This window comes from Streptomyces sp. NPDC000880 (genome assembly GCF_053599675.1).
In genome coordinates, this window is record NZ_JBSFMS010000077.1 from 1 (window position 1) to 14,447 (window position 14,447).

12 protein-coding genes and 1 pseudogene are annotated in these 14,447 nt (G+C 70.9%); 8 read left to right on the forward strand and 5 right to left on the reverse strand.

All coding sequences use genetic code 11. The features are described from left to right. From ACWDO5_RS23080 to ACWDO5_RS23090, 3 genes and pseudogenes are all read left to right on the forward strand, one after another. Positions 1-674 (forward strand): annotated as a pseudogene (locus ACWDO5_RS23080) (reductase); the annotation flags it as partial. 367 nt (positions 675-1,041) lie between these two features. After that, positions 1,042-2,676: a purple acid phosphatase family protein gene (locus ACWDO5_RS23085; RefSeq protein WP_450532236.1), complete on the forward strand. Its 1,635-nt coding sequence runs from the start codon at positions 1,042-1,044 to the stop codon at positions 2,674-2,676. Between the two features lie 585 nt (positions 2,677-3,261). After that, positions 3,262-3,498, forward strand: a complete 237-nt coding sequence (locus ACWDO5_RS23090; RefSeq protein WP_450532237.1) for a hypothetical protein — start codon at positions 3,262-3,264, stop codon at positions 3,496-3,498. On the opposite strand, the gene ACWDO5_RS23095 is transcribed toward ACWDO5_RS23090, so the two are convergent. Beyond that, positions 3,479-4,012, reverse strand: a complete 534-nt coding sequence (locus ACWDO5_RS23095) for a GNAT family N-acetyltransferase (RefSeq protein WP_450532238.1) — start codon at positions 4,010-4,012, stop codon at positions 3,479-3,481. The two genes, ACWDO5_RS23090 and ACWDO5_RS23095, sit on opposite strands and share 20 nt — an antisense overlap. A 187-nt stretch (positions 4,013-4,199) precedes the next feature. Here ACWDO5_RS23095 and ACWDO5_RS23100 point away from each other — a divergent pair, with 187 nt between their 5' ends. Beyond that, on the forward strand, positions 4,200-5,753 hold the full coding sequence (locus ACWDO5_RS23100) for a DUF1996 domain-containing protein (RefSeq protein ID WP_450532240.1): 1,554 nt from the start codon (positions 4,200-4,202) through the stop codon (positions 5,751-5,753). A gap of 96 nt (positions 5,754-5,849) precedes the next feature. Here the strand turns inward: ACWDO5_RS23100 and ACWDO5_RS23105 are convergent, their stop codons facing one another. Then, the gene (locus ACWDO5_RS23105) at positions 5,850-6,341 is read right to left on the reverse strand and encodes a hypothetical protein (RefSeq protein ID WP_450532241.1); all 492 of its coding nucleotides are present in this window, start codon (positions 6,339-6,341) and stop codon (positions 5,850-5,852) included. A gap of 102 nt (positions 6,342-6,443) precedes the next feature. Between ACWDO5_RS23105 and ACWDO5_RS23110 the strand changes: the two genes are divergently transcribed. The 4 genes from ACWDO5_RS23110 (at position 6,444) to ACWDO5_RS23125 (ending at position 13,316) form a co-directional block, all read left to right on the forward strand. Further along, on the forward strand, positions 6,444-9,590 hold the full coding sequence (locus ACWDO5_RS23110) for an alpha-N-acetylglucosaminidase (protein WP_450532242.1): 3,147 nt from the start codon (positions 6,444-6,446) through the stop codon (positions 9,588-9,590). 58 nt (positions 9,591-9,648) lie between these two features. Next, complete coding sequence (locus tag ACWDO5_RS23115) at positions 9,649-10,443, forward strand: tyrosine-protein phosphatase (protein ID WP_450532243.1); 795 nt, start codon at positions 9,649-9,651, stop codon at positions 10,441-10,443. Between the two features lie 85 nt (positions 10,444-10,528). Further along, positions 10,529-12,496, forward strand: coding sequence for a hypothetical protein (locus ACWDO5_RS23120; protein WP_450532244.1), 1,968 nt, complete (start codon positions 10,529-10,531; stop codon positions 12,494-12,496). Between the two features lie 97 nt (positions 12,497-12,593). Next, positions 12,594-13,316, forward strand: coding sequence for a TetR/AcrR family transcriptional regulator (locus ACWDO5_RS23125; protein ID WP_450532245.1), 723 nt, complete (start codon positions 12,594-12,596; stop codon positions 13,314-13,316). On the opposite strand, the gene ACWDO5_RS23130 is transcribed toward ACWDO5_RS23125, so the two are convergent. The 3 genes from ACWDO5_RS23130 to ACWDO5_RS23140 all read right to left on the reverse strand — a co-directional run bounded on the left by ACWDO5_RS23130 (position 13,301) and on the right by ACWDO5_RS23140 (position 14,390). Then, positions 13,301-13,651, reverse strand: a complete 351-nt coding sequence (locus tag ACWDO5_RS23130; protein WP_450532246.1) for a 5-carboxymethyl-2-hydroxymuconate Delta-isomerase — start codon at positions 13,649-13,651, stop codon at positions 13,301-13,303. The genes ACWDO5_RS23125 and ACWDO5_RS23130 overlap by 16 nt on opposite strands. A gap of 107 nt (positions 13,652-13,758) precedes the next feature. After that, the gene (locus ACWDO5_RS23135; RefSeq protein ID WP_450532247.1) at positions 13,759-13,941 is read right to left on the reverse strand and encodes a hypothetical protein; all 183 of its coding nucleotides are present in this window, start codon (positions 13,939-13,941) and stop codon (positions 13,759-13,761) included. Positions 13,942-14,000: 59 nt separating this feature from the next. After that, the gene (locus ACWDO5_RS23140; RefSeq protein ID WP_450532248.1) at positions 14,001-14,390 is read right to left on the reverse strand and encodes a response regulator; all 390 of its coding nucleotides are present in this window, start codon (positions 14,388-14,390) and stop codon (positions 14,001-14,003) included. Between the last annotated feature and the right edge of the window lie 57 nt (positions 14,391-14,447).

Here is a 14,447-nt window from a genome sequence, read left to right on the forward strand (position 1 = left end):
GTGCACGCCCCCGGCGGGGGGGGCGCGGCCCCCCGGGGGGGGGGGGGGGGGGCGCGGGGGCGCGGGGGGGGGGGGGGGGGCGGGGGGGCGGCGGGGGCCCCCCCCCCCCCGCGCTGCTGGTGCGCGCGGGCCTGATCATCGGCCCCTGGGAGAACATCGGCCGCCTGCCGTGGTGGCTGCGCCGGATCGCGCGCGGCGGAGCTGTGCTCGCGCCGGGTCCGCGGGACACGCCGGTGCAGTACATCGACTCACGCGACCTCGCGGAGTGGGTCGTACGGGCGGCGGAGCGGGGCCTGAGCGGCCCGTTCAACGTGGTGAGCGAGCAGGGGCACACGACGATGGGCGACCTGCTGGAGGCCTGCGCGAGGGCCACGGGCTCGTCGGCGGAGCTCCGCTGGACGCCGCCAGAGACAATCCTGGCGGCGGGCATCGAGCCCTGGACGGACCTCCCGATCTGGATCCCGCGGGCGGAACAGCCGGAGCTCCACAACGCGATCCACGGGGCGAACGTCACCAAGGCCGTTGCGGCGGGCCTGAGTTGCCGCCCGGTCGCGTCCACGGTGACGGATACGTGGCGCTGGCTGCAGTCCATCGGCGGGACGCCGCCGCAGCGGACGGATCGCCCGGGGGTGGGGCTGGACGCGGGGGTGGAGGCGGAGGTTCTGGGCGGCTGAGCGGGTCGCCTGCGGCGGGCTTGCCCCCACCCCGCCCCTTCCCGCTGTGTCGATTTGCGGCTCCGCCGCGTGGGGGGGCTCCGCACCAGACCCGTACGCCCTTCGGGCGTTGTCCTCAATCGCCGGACGGGGGCGCGGTCACGGGGGTTTCCACCAGGAACAGCCTGTACTCCGGCAGGCTCGGCACGCACGGATCGACGATGCGGGAGTAGATGCCAGTGCCCGCGCGGCAGTAGTGCAGATCTTCCTGTCGACCAGGCGCTGGAGCTGGTTGTAGCACCGCCCTGGGCGGGTGTTCATCAGAATGCTGTGGAATGTATGTTTTTTAGCAGCGGGGGCGATTACGTGCCTCGGCAGCATGCGAGGCATGAACGATGATCAACAGATCTTCCAAGCAGGATTCGCTCGTCGTGGCTTCCTCGCAGCCGCCGGTGCCACAGCCGTTGGCGCCGCCCTGACCGGAGCGGGGGCCACAAGCGCCGCCGCCGCGGACAAGAAAGGCACGCTACCGACCGCCGTCGGCGACCCGCTGACGACGCCCATGGTGAACGGGTTGCACCTGCAGTTCGGCGCCGACGCGTCTTCCGAGGTTGTCGTGTCATGGCACACCCTGCAGCCGGTCAGTAACGCCCGGGTGATGATCGGTGAGCTGGACGGCACATACGGCAGGACCGGCAACGCGGGGCAGACCAGCTACAAGGACGGCAAGTCCGGCCAGATCGTCTACGCCTACCACGCCAAGCTCACGGGCCTGCGCTCGTCCCACGAGTACGTCTACGCGGCGATCCACGACGGTGCGCAGCCCCAGTTCGGTTCGTTCCGTACCGGTCCGCGAGGCCGTGAGGCGTTCACGTTCACCAGCTTCGGCGACCAGGGCACGCCGACCGTCGGCAAGAAGTACGTCCCGCCGGCCGGTGTCACCATCGCCAATCCGCCGTGGGTCAACGACAACCTCGGCTCGCCCGCTGCCGGTGACATGCCCGCCGGCATCGAGCGCGTGCAGCCCCTGTTCCACCTCTTCAACGGTGACCTCTGTTACGCCAACGGCGCTGAGGACCGGGTGCGCGTCTGGACAGATTTCTGGGACAACAACACCCGCAGCGCCCGGAATCGTCCGTGGATGCCTGCGGCAGGCAACCACGAGAATGAGCTGGGGAACGGCCCCATCGGCTTCCAGGCGTACCAGACGTACTTCTCGCTGCCGCCGCAGTCCGGCCAGACCGACGACACGCGCGGCCTGTGGTACTCCTTCACGGTCGGTTCGGTGCGGGTGATCAGCCTGGCCAACGACGACGTCTGCATCCAGGACGGCGGCAGCAGTTACGTCCGCGGCTACTCGCAAGGCGCGCAGAAGGCGTGGCTGGAGAAGGAACTGCGGGCCGCCCGTTCCGACACGGACATCGACTGGGTCGTCATCTGCATGCACCAGGTCGTCATCAGCACGGCCAGCGCGCTCAATGGCGCCGACCTGGGAGTGCGCCAGGAATGGGTGCCGCTGTTCGATAAATACGGTGTCGACCTGGTCGTCTGTGGTCACGAGCACCACTACGAGCGGTCTCACCCGATCCGCGGACAACAGAAGAACGAGACGCTGACCCCCATCCCCACTGGCACGGACACCGAGGTCATCGACACCACCAAGGGCACCGTACACATGGTGCTGGGCGGTGGGGGCACCTCGGTGACCTCCAACCAGAGGTTCTTCAACCCGCCCGCGTGCCGCGTGATCACCTCCCTCGGCGCCCCGAACCCGACCACCAACCGGCGCCCGCCGGTGTACACGCAGGAGGACGCTCCCTGGTCGGCGGTCCGCGACGCCGCCAACTCCTACGGCTTCGCGGCCTTCACGGTCGACCCCGGCAAGCGACCCGGCGACATGACCAAGCTCCAGGTCACGTACTACAACGTCCTGGGCCCGCAGGGCCAGCTCTCGGCCTTCGAGTCCTTCACCCTGCAGCGGCCCCGCACCGACGGCCGCGGCAAGGCTGCTTCCACGCAATAACGACCCGGCGCACGACAGCAGGCGCGGCCGAACGGTGACGTGAAGATCGAGCACCGACCGGCGAGTTGGGCGAAGTCACACGCTCAGTGGCATGACCGTCGCGGAGATCCTGCATCGACGTCCATCACGGCCCGTCCACTATTCCTGGCTGCGGCTGCGCGGGACACCACAGTGCTCCGGCAACCGCTTGAGTCGGACGATTCGGCAGGATTCGCCGAGGGGCGCCTCCCCTGGTTACCAGGTGGCACAGCAGCCAGGGGCACGGACGATCGAAGGACGGCCGGAAGGGCCGGCCGTCCTTCGATGCCGGGGCCTGTCTCTCCCTCCCCCGTAGCGCGGAGACCGTGGCTGAGGGGAAGTTGAGCCTCATGGCGTTTTCGCCCCCAGAGGTAAGCGCCGAACAGGTCGAGTACGACGCCAGAAATCCGCCGGCCCGCGCCCCAGGCGTCAAAACCCCCTGCCACAGCGGCCGCCAGCCCGGCGGCCCGGACCGCCGGGCGGCGGCGGCCGGCCGGCCGCGGGGCGGCGCTCGGCCCGCACCCGGGGGTACGTATCCCGGCCCGCTACCGCCCCTTCCCCCGGGACATGCGCACCGGCATCACCGGCCAGGTCGAGCGCTGCACGCTGATGCTGAAGGACCCGGCGACCTGGCGGGACATGCAGTGGCTGCTGGTGGACATGACCGCTGGGGCGATCGTGGCGATCCTCCCGCCGGCGCTGATCCTGGACGGCTTCTTCGGACTGCTGCTCCTCGCCGGTCTGTGGCTGCCGATCGTCGAGGCGGAAGGCACGTACTGGTGCGTCAGGCCTGGTACTCCGTGAGGTCGATCGCGTAGACCTGTAGCGGGAAGCCGTACACCGGGTGGCTCGTCTGGCGCTCCGGCACCATGCCCAGCTTGCGCATCACGTTCTCGGACGCGTCGTTGCCCACCCGCGCGATGCTGATCACCCGGTCCAGGCCCCGGTCCTGGAGCGCGAACTCCAGTGAGGCCTGGGCGGCTTCGGAGGCGTACCCCTGGCCCCAGAACGGCCGGCCGAGCCGCCAGCCGATCTCCACGGCCGGCAGCACCTCCGGCAGAAAGAGCGGCACGGACAGGCCCACGAACCCGGCCATTTCGCCGGAGGCGAGCAGTTCGACCGCGAAGAGGCCGAAGCCCTCCTCGTCCCATTCCTCCTCCCAGCGCTCGATGGCCTCCGCCGTCTGTTCAAGGTCGCGGACCGAGCCGTCATCGATCCACCGCATTACCTCCGGGTCGGCGTTGATCTCGGCCATCGGGACGAGGTCGTCGTCGTGCCAGCGGCGCAGGAGGAGTCGGGGGGTCTGGATCTCGGTCATGGCTCCCATCCTGCCACCCCCGACTGCCGTCCGACTTCAGTGCAATGCATCGGATTTACTCATGGAGATTTCTACGAATTCAAACGGCGGCTGAACACCCCATGAGTCACACCCGTATGGAACGACGCGCTTCTCCCTCTGCCGGGACCCCCCTAACCCACACCCGGCAACGAAGCAGAGGAGTTCCATGGGACGCACAAGAAAACGCTCGACGCTGGCGAACCGGGCGATAGTCGCCTCGGCCGCATTGATCCTGGGCGGGGGTGGGCTGGTCGCGGTCAATACGTATGCCTCCGCAGGCGAAGGCTGGTCCTGGTCCGGCCAGCGAGATGAGCAGACGCAGAATCAGACGCGGAGCGCCGGACAGACGGTGTCCACCATCGACTGCCCCGAGGTCGCGAACGATTTGCCCGACGTGCCCGAACAGGCGCGTGGGGAAGTCGACCGGGAACTGGCAACGATGGACAGCCAGATCACCGACGCGTACCAGCAGTTCGCGGAACAGAAGGAGCAGATCGAACGGGATCCCCAACTGGCCCAGAACGCCATTCTGAATCCGCTCAAGGACAAGCGGGCGGCGAGCATCGACCGCATTTCCGTCTCCATCGGCCGGGCCGGTCAGCAGCCGCAGGGGCTTGATTCCCTCGCCCCCTGCGCCATGCGCCCCGACGACAACGTCAACGCCGGCGAGGGTGACAACGGCGACGGACAAGGAAACGGACAGGACGGCGGCGGACAGGACGGCGGTCAGAATGACGGCCAGGACAATGGTCAGGATGGCGGCCAGAATGGCGGCCAGGACGGCGGCCAGGACGGCGGTCAAGGCGACGGCCAGGGCGGCAACGGCCAAGCCGGAAACGGCCCCGAAGCCTCCGACTTCGTCGACATCCAGTCCGTCGAGCCGAACGTCCAGCAGCCCCGTCAGCGGCGCAGCGGATCCAAAGGCACCTTCACCACCGACTGCGGGAAGAACGAGAACGGGAAGTTCAACCCGGACAATGTCATCGTCGCCCCAGGTGTGAGCAACGGCGCGCACCATATGCACGATTACGTCGGAAACCAGGCCAATGACGCATTCGCCAGCGACGACGATCTCGCAGGAGGTGACACCACCTGCCGGAACCAGGGCGACAAGTCCACGTATTACTGGCCTGTCCTGCGACTGCAGAACGGGCAGGACGAGAACGACGCCAACGCCGACGGCGGCGGCAATGACCAGAACGTCGGAGAGATCCAGACTCCGTCCCAGGTCACGCTGAATTTCGTCGGCAGTCCGGTCAGCAAGGTCACCGCAATGCCCCGTTTCCTGCGGATCATCACCGGTGACGCCAAGGCATTCACCAATGGTGACGCGAACGCCAATGCCTCCTGGAGCTGCACCGGTTTCGAGGACCGGCAGCTGACGGACAAGTACCCGATCTGCCCCGAGGGCAGCCAGGTGGTACGGAGCTTCAAGTTCCAGAGCTGCTGGGACGGCCAGAACACGGACAGTGCGAATCACCGCACCCATGTGGCCTTCGCGGACGACAACGGCAATTGCGGCGATGGATTCAAGGCGATCCCGCAATTGGTCCAGCGGATCGTCTACGACGTCCCGCCGGGTCCCGGCTTCGCGGTCGACTCCTTCCCGGAGCAGCTGCACAAGCCGATCACCGACCACGGTGACTTCATCAACGTCTTCGACGAGAACCTGATGAACGAGGTGGTGAACTGCATCAACGGCGGCCAGAAGTGCCAATGACCCGCCGGCACTGATCCCCTGGCACGCCCCGGATCGGCTCCCCTGAACCGGGGGGCCGATCCGGCTGTCACGGCCCCCCACCCAGTACCTGCGCGGTCAGCTCCCGTGGTGTTCCGAGTGGTCCCCCTCGCTCCCCCCACTGCCACCACTACTCCCCGAGTGGTGCTGCGAGCCGGTCTCCACGCTCCCACCGAGCCGGCCGCGCAGCGCTGTGACCACCTTCGCCTCGCCGACCGCGACCCATTTGCGGCCGACGAGATACGAGCCGCCGTAGTCATTGGCCTCGTTGATCCATTCGCGCTGCCCTCGGTCGGTGGCGAAGGTGGCCAGCACATACTTGCCGTCGCTCGTCGTGCAGTTGGCCTGCCGCAGCTCGGCCGCATCCGTCTGGATGTTCGGTTTGCACTCCGCCTTCTCGGCCAGCTGCTCCAGGGTGCCCGTCGCCGTCTTCGGGGGTTTTGGATCCTTGTCGGCGCCACGCCCGTCGCCGTCGTCGCCCGATCCACAGGCCGCGGCAAGGGTCAGAGCCAGAACTGCCAGTGCTGCGCGGGCCGTCCGCCTCTCGCCCGTGTTCGTACTCGTCCGCATCCGGCCATCGTGCCCTGTCAGCCACCTTTCGCGCGAGGGAACTCCCGGTAACCTGCGCTCCGCACGCACCTGTTGTCACGTGAGCAACACGGAGGAGCGCTGATGATCGAGCTGTCGAGACGCACCGTGCTGGGCACAGCGAGAGCGATCGGCGTGGCATTAGCCGGACACAGCCCCGCGTCCGCGGCCCAGCCAGGAGCGGCAAACCCCGCGGCCGGCGCGCCCGGGGCGGCCAACACCGCTGCCGTCGCCCCCGCGGCCCAGTTCGCCACCGCACCCGCGCATGCCGCACTCCTGCGGCTGCTGCCCCGGCACGCCGGACAGTTCCGGCTCCGGGCGCTGGACGGACCCGAGCGTTTCCGGGTCACCGGCTCGACCGGCCGTATTGAAGTCTCGGGTACCAGTCCCGCCGTACTCCTCACCGGAGTGCACTGGTACCTCAAGTACGTCTGCCGGGCGCACATCTCATGGTCCGGCAGCCAACTGGACCTGCCGGCGCGGCTACCCGCGCCCCGCACGGCTCTCGAGCGGTCGGCGACCGTCCCGCACCGGTTCGCGTTTAACGACACGCACGACGGGTACACCGCCCCGTACGCCGACTGGCCCCGCTGGGAGCGTCTGCTCGACGTCCTCGCCCTGCACGGCTGCAACGAGGTGCTGGTGACACCCGGCCAGGAGGCCGTCTACCACCGACTCCTGATGGACTTCGGATACTCCGGCACAGAGGCCCGCACCTGGCTGCCCGCCCCCTCCCACCAGCCGTGGTGGTTGCTGCAGAACATGAGCGAGTACGGCGGGCCCCTCTCCCCCGAGCTCATCGACAGACGTACCGACCTCGGCAGACGGATCTGCGACCGGATGCGCGAACTCGGCATGCACCCGGTCCTGCCAGGCTACTTCGGCACGGTCCCGGACGGCTTCGTCGCCCGCAACCCCGGCGACGCCCGCGTCATCCCACAGGGCAGCTGGAACGGGCTGCGCCGCCCCGACTGGCTCGACCCGCGCACCCGGAGCTTCGCCGACGTCGCCGCCGCCTTCTACCGGCACCAGTCGGAACTGTTCGGCGAGGTCGGCCACTTCAAGATGGACCTGCTGCACGAGGGCGGCTCCGCCGGGGACGTCCCGGTGGCGGACGCCGCCCGCGCCGTCGAGACGTCCCTGCACACCGCCCGCCCCGGGGCCACCTGGGTGATCCTCGGCTGGCAGGCCAACCCGCGGCCCGCCCTCCTCAATGCCATCGACACCGACCGGGTGCTGATCGTCGACGGGCTCTCCGACCTGGACACGGTCACCGACCGGGAGACGGCCTGGGGCGGCGCTCCGTACGCGTTCGGCACCATCCCGAACTTCGGCGGGCGCACCACCATCGGGGCGAACACCGACCGGTGGACCGCCAAGTTCACCGCCTGGCGCGACAAACCGGGCAGTGCGCTGGCCGGCACCGCGTACATGCCGGAGGCCGCCGAACGCGACCCCGCCGCCCTGGAGCTGTTCAGCGAGCTCGCCTGGCGCGAGGAGCGGATCGACCGGGAGGCGTGGTTCGCCGAGTACGCCGAGATCCGCTACGGCGGCGAGGACAGCTCGGCTCGCACCGCCTTCGCCGCGCTGGCCGCCACCGCGTACAAGCTCACCAGCACCGACGGCCGCCCGTACGACTCGCTGTTCTGCCGCCGCCCCAGCCTGACCGCCTCCATCGGCACCGCCTTCGACCCGGCGGCGTTCGACCGGGCGTTCGCGGCGCTGCTCGGCGTACGGCCGTCGCTGCGCGACAGTGACGCCTACCGCCACGATGTGACCGACCTGGCCCGCCAGGCCCTCGCCAACCGCTCCCGCACGCTGCAGCTCCCGCTGCGCGTCGCCTTTCTGAGCAAGGACCTGGACACCTTCCGCGCCCTCACCGCACTGTGGCTGAAGCTGTTGCGGCTGAGCGACACGATGGCCGGCTGCCACCGCGCCTTCCTCCTCGGCCCCTGGCTGGAGGACGCCAAACGGCTGGCCACCAGCGCGGACGAGGCGGTGGAGCTGGAGCGCACCGCCCGCGCGCTGGTCACCACCTGGGCGGACCGGGCGGCGGCGGGCGAGCTCAGCAACTACGCCAACCGCGACTGGCACGGGCGGATCAACGACGTCCATGTGCCGCAGTGGGAGGCCTATCTGTACGAGCAGGCTGCCGCGATGGCCGAGGGCCGCGCGCCCAAGTCCTTCGACTGGTATCCGGCCGAGGAGGCCTGGACGAAGGACCGGCGCGTCTATCCGGTGCGGGCGACGGGTGACGCGTACCGCACGGCCCTGCGGGTGTACGACACCCTCGCCGCGGCCCCCTACCAGGGCTTCATCGACGTCAGCGCGGATCCGCCCGCCTTCACGCCCGGCAGCACTGGCACCGTCGCGGCCACCTTCCGCAACCTCAACGGGCTGCGCTCCACCAGCCGCGTCGACTTCGTCCTGACCGGCCTGGACGCCGAACCTCAGGGCGATACCTTCCTGAGCGGGGTCCCGGCGGGCGGCACAGGCACGGTCTCCTGGCGGGTGACGGCCCCGGCCGAACCTCTCACGGAGCCCCTGCGCCCCATGCCGTACGAGCTGCGCACGCGCTACGGCCCGCGCGGAGAGGACCCGGTGGCGGTCACCCAGAAGGGCGCGCTCTTCGTGGCGTCGCCGCCGGCCGCCGGGTGGCGCACCTTCACCAGCAACGCGGCCGTCTTCGGACAGCTCGGCGACCGCTTCGCGATCAACGGCGCGGGCAACGACCTGTGGCGGGGCACCACCCACTTCGGCACCGCTTACCGGGATGACGCGCTGGCGCAGGGCACGAGCGTCGTCCTGCGCGTGGACTCCCAGGAGAACACGAGCAGTTGGGCCCGGGCGGGTATCGTCGTACGCAACAGCCTGGCCACGCCCGGCGCCGCCGGCTTCCTGATTCTGGCTGCGACACCCGGCCAGGGCATCGTTCTGTCGTACGACACGAACGGCGACGGCACTCTGGACACGTACAAGCGCATCACCGGCGTCAAGGCCCAGGTGCTGCTGAGGCTCACCCGCAACGCGGGGACCTCCTTCACCGGCGCCTGCTCGACGGACGACGGCGCCACCTGGCGCACGATCGCCACGGTGTCCGTGCCGGGAGCCGCCGCCACTCAGGACGTGGGGCTGTTCATGAGCGCCGCCAGCGGCGGCAGCGGGGCACGGGGCACGGTGCGGTTCAGCGGGTGGTCGATCACGGCACCGCCGTCGACTACCGTTCCATAAGGGGGTTTCGCCGAAGATCCAGTAGATATCGATGTGCTGAGTCAGGGAGCCGACCGCCATGACCGCGATCCCCGCCACCACCGTCGCCAACTTCCGCGACCTCGGCGGCACTCCCCTGCGCTGCGGCCGTTCCGTACGATCCGGTCTGCTTTTCCGCTCCGGGTCGCTCGACCGGCTCGACCCCGCCGCCGATCCGGCCGTCGCCGCGCTCGGCATCCGTACGGTCGTCGACTTCCGCACCGCGGCCGAGCGCCTCGCCCGCCCGGACCGCATCCCGCCGGGCGGGCGGCTGCTGCTCGCCGATGTGCTCGCCGACCAGGTGGCGTCCGGCAGGATGCCGGCCGCCGCGCAGCTGGGGCGAGTGCTGTCCGATCCGGTGCTCGCCGAGGGGGAGTTGGGCGACGGCCGCGCGCAGGCACTGTTCGCCGACACCTACCGCGGCTTCGTCGGCACCGACTCGGCGCGCGCCGCCTATGGCGCCTTTCTCAATGAAGTCGCCGACCCCGAGTCCAGCCCGCTGCTCTTCCACTGCACGGGGGGCAAGGACCGCACCGGCTGGGCCGCGACGATCGTCCTCACCCTGCTCGGCGCGGAGCCGGAGACCGTCGAGGCGGAGTATCTGGCCGTCGACCCGGCGGTACGGCAGGCCTTCGCCCCGCTCGTCGAGGGATACATCGCGCAGGGCGGCGACCCCGAGACCGCCCTCGCGATCACCGGCGTGGTGCCGGAGTATCTGGCCGCGGCGCTGGACGAGGTCGACGCCCGCTACGGCACGATGGAGAAGTACGTATGCGAGGGACTCGGCGTCCCCACGGCGGCGATCGAGCGCATCCACGAGCGACTGGCCGGCTGAGGGCTCCGCGGTCGACGGCGGACCGCCCGCTGCCCCGATCGGGGCGTGCCGGTGACCATAGGACCATTCGCTCGTTCTGCTGAACGTGCGCCCACAGGATGTCGTCACCACGCCCGCCCCGCCGGCTCCCGCCCCCGCCCCCGCCCCGGGCCCTGTCTCGGTCGAGCAGGCCGAGGCGGTCCTTGTCGAGCACTACCCCCGGCTCGTGCGGATCGCGTATCTCGTACTGCCTCCGTCCCTCGGGCGCAACCGCCGTGTGCTGACTGCGCACGCCCTGGTGCAGCGCTCACTCCCGCGAGGCCGCACTACCCCCGCGGGAGCCGCGGACGCCGCGATCCCGCCCTCCCGTCGCGCGCAGGGCGACGCCGACCCCGGGTACGCGTATGTACGGGGGCGAGTGCTGCGCCAGGCCCTGGACGCCGGGCTCCCGCTGATGCGGCCGGCCTGGCCGAAGCGCGCCCAGTTGCCGCCGCTGCTGCCGCACGTCTGGGGCCTGCGGGTCTTCCCGCGCTCCGGCGGCGCCGATGAACTCGCCCTGGACCAGCGGCTCTCCGCGCTCTCCGGGCCCGCCAGGGCGGCGTATGTACTGCGCGGTCTGGAGGAGCTGCCCGACACCGATGTACGGCACGCCCTCACCGCCGCCGGGGTGGCGGATCCGCATGCGGCGCTCGCCCAGGCGGACGGGATGGACACGGCGGGGGATACCGCGCTGCTCGACTCCCCGGAGTTCGACCCGTGTTCGCTGCAGGCTCGCCCCACCGATCTGATGCGCCGCCGCCAGCACGTCAAGGCTGCTCTGGTGGCGGCCGCGGCCCTCGCGGTGTGCGGTGCGCTGCTCGGGCTGCCGGGCGACGGCTGGGGTCCGGACGGTGCGGCCGCGCCGCCGTACGCACGTAATCCCGCCGCCGAATCCGCCCTGGAGCCGGCCCGGTTGTCGCGGGTCTCCCCCACGGCGTGGCAGCACTCGTCCCGTACGGACTTCTCCGTATGGCCGACCCGCGGCGGTCTCACCGATGACCCTGCCCTGCTGCGCCGCGCGCTCGCCGTCTGGGCCAGGCCCGGCAGCGCGGTCCAGGTCTCCGCGACCCCCGGCACACCGCCCGGCCCGCCGATGGGTCCGCCGCAGCTGCTGTACGCGGGCGAGGTCGACCAGGCGCGTGTGGTGCTCCTCCATGACGGGCTGCGCGTGGTCCGGTACGCCGAGCCCAAGGACGGTACCGGCGGCGTGGCGCTCGACTTCGCGCGTACGGACGGGGCCGACGCCGCCTCGGCGGGCGCGCTGGTGGCAGGCCGCACCGACGGCAATGTCCGCTATCTGACCGCGCCCTGGGTGCGGAAGGTCTCCGTACGCAACCTGCTCGACCCGGCGTCGGAGCCGCGGCCGCTGTCCCGCGGCGCGGACGGGATCACGGCCCCGCTGGCGAGCCCGGCACAGGCGCGGGACTGCAAGGCCTGGGACGTGCTGGAGCTGCGCGACGCCACGGCCGACCGGTTGCTGACCGACCTCGGTGAACTGACCCCCGCCCGGCTCACCTCGGGCCCGCCGGCCGCCCCGCGGGACGTCACCGGCACGGCGGAGCGCGCCTTCTGGGCCCGCACGGCCTGTCTGCTGCCGGGGGTGCGGGCGCACGGGGTGCGCAGCGTCAACGCGTGGCAGTACGCGAAGCAGTCGCTACCCGATTCGAACGGCACAGCTCACTGGCTGTGCACCCGCGCGGAGACCTGGCGAGGCACCGGAAGCCGGGTCATGGCGCAGTTCCAGGCCCCGGCCGCGCAGGCCGGCGCCCCCGCCGCGATCGCGGCGCGGGCCGAGGACTCGCCGGCCTGCGGGGTACGGGATCCGAAGGTGCTGGCGGGCGTGCTCTGGAAGTCGCGGGCGGGGCGGTGGTACGTACTCGCGGCGGGCAGCGGGCAGTTCACGTCGCTCGCGACATCGGGCGGGGTCGACGGCAGCGCGAAGGGCAAGCTGCTGGCGGTGCCCGCGCGGGAGGGCGCGCGAGCGGAGCTGAACGGCCGACTGGCGGACGGCAGTCGGGTGGGCGCGCTGCACTGAACCGGCTTTAAGCCCCTCCCGAGGCCGCTCCCGGAAATCCGCTGCGGGGCGGGCGGCTGGCCCTGGACCTGTGGACGACGCCCGTTAGGGTGTTCGTATGACGACCGGGGTACGCCGCAGGATGGGCGTCGAGGAGCGCAGGCAGCAGCTGATCGGTGTGGCGCTGGAGCTGTTCGGCCACCGCTCCCCCGACGAGGTGTCGATCGACGAGATAGCGGCGGCCGCGGGCATCTCGCGGCCGCTCGTCTACCACTACTTTCCCGGCAAGCAGAGCCTGTACGAGGCGGCGCTGCGGCGGGCCGCCAACGAGCTGGCCGGACGGTTCCTGGAGCCGCCGGAGGGTCCGCTCGGGGCGCGGCTGCTGCGGGTCATGGGCCGGTTCTTCGACTTCGTGGACGACCACGGGCCGGGGTTCTCGGCGCTGATGCGGGGCGGTCCCGCCGTTGGATCGTCGACGACGAACGCGATCATCGACGAGGTCAGGCAGGCCGCGTACGAGCAGATTCTGACCCATCTGGGGATCGGGACGCCGTCGGCGCGGCTGGAGTTGGTCGTACGGTCCTGGGTGTCGCTCGCCGAGTCGACGGCGCTGATCTGGCTGGACGGGCGGCGGATTCCGCGCGGCGAGCTGGAGTTGCAGCTGGTGCACGACTTCGCGGCGCTGTGTGCGGTGAGTGCGGCCCACGACGAGGAGATGGCGGGCATCCTGCTGCACATCCTCGCGGACGAGCCGGCCGACGGGCCGTTCGGCGATCTGGTCGGCCGGCTCATGTCGCTGGCGCCCGCGGTGGGCAAGGTGCCGGCTCAGCGCTTGCGGTAGGACGGCTCCAGATCGCGGACCTCGGCGGAGACGAGGGGCTCGATGCCGCCGGCGGGCCCCAGGTGAGCGGCAAGCAGGTCGAGAACCGCCTCGGACAGCCGGGCCTTGAGCTCGGGGTCACGGCCCGGCAGCAGGGCGATCCCGATGTGGACGACGGCGTCGGCGGCGGAGCCCCCGGCGACGAACGTCTCGTCGACGCGGCGGAAGCGGGTCTTGCAGTTGGCGAGTTTGGTGTCGACGGTCTCGACGATCAGCGGATGCAGGGCGAGCGCAAAGCTCCGGCGGTCGAAGGAAGTCTCCAGGTTCTCGGAGTAGTCGACGGTGATCTGCGGCATCGGTGGGCTCCAGTGCGAGGTGGGCGGTGGCACGGCCAGTGAGGCGGGCTGTGGCACAGCCGGTGAGGCGGGCGGTGACAATCGCCTCCATGATCCCTGATTTCCGGCTACCGCGATCCCTTCGGCGGAGTCGTCAGCTGAAGGGCCAGCAGGGCCACATCGTCCACGCGGTGGCTGTCCGCGTACAGCGTGTCCTCCGCGCCGAAGACGAAGGCCGCGGCCGGATCGCCGGTGTGCCAGGCGGTGGCGGCCGCGGCCAGATCGGCCCAGTTCCTGTGGACCGTGCGCACCGTGCAGTTCCGTGGTCGCGGCGGCGAGCCGGGTCAGCCGGTCGGCCTGCGCCTCGGCGTCATGGCGGGAGCGGGCCCCGCGCAGGGCTGCCCTGACGACCGCCTCGATCTCCTCCCGCTCGACGGGGATCGTCAGATACGCGTCGAGTCCGCGGCTGCGCGGGGAGACCGCCGCTGAAGTGCACCACCGGCATCGCGGCGATCTCCGGATGGGCCTTGATCCGACGGCACAGTTCGAAGCCGTTCATGTCGGGCAGGCCGATGTCGACCAGCGCGGCGTCCGGCAACGCACCCGATCTGAGTCTCGTGTCGAGCTCGATCAGTGCGTCGCCGGCGCACGCGGTGGTCACCACCCGGTGACCCGCCCGGCGCAGCACCGCGCCCATGGCGTAACGATTGGCCTCGAGGTCGCCGACGACCAGCACCGTGGCTCCGTCGGCTCCGCTCATGTCCCGCTACCCCTCGGATCGGGGACACTCCGCTCCGTAGTTGATCCACCACGCCAT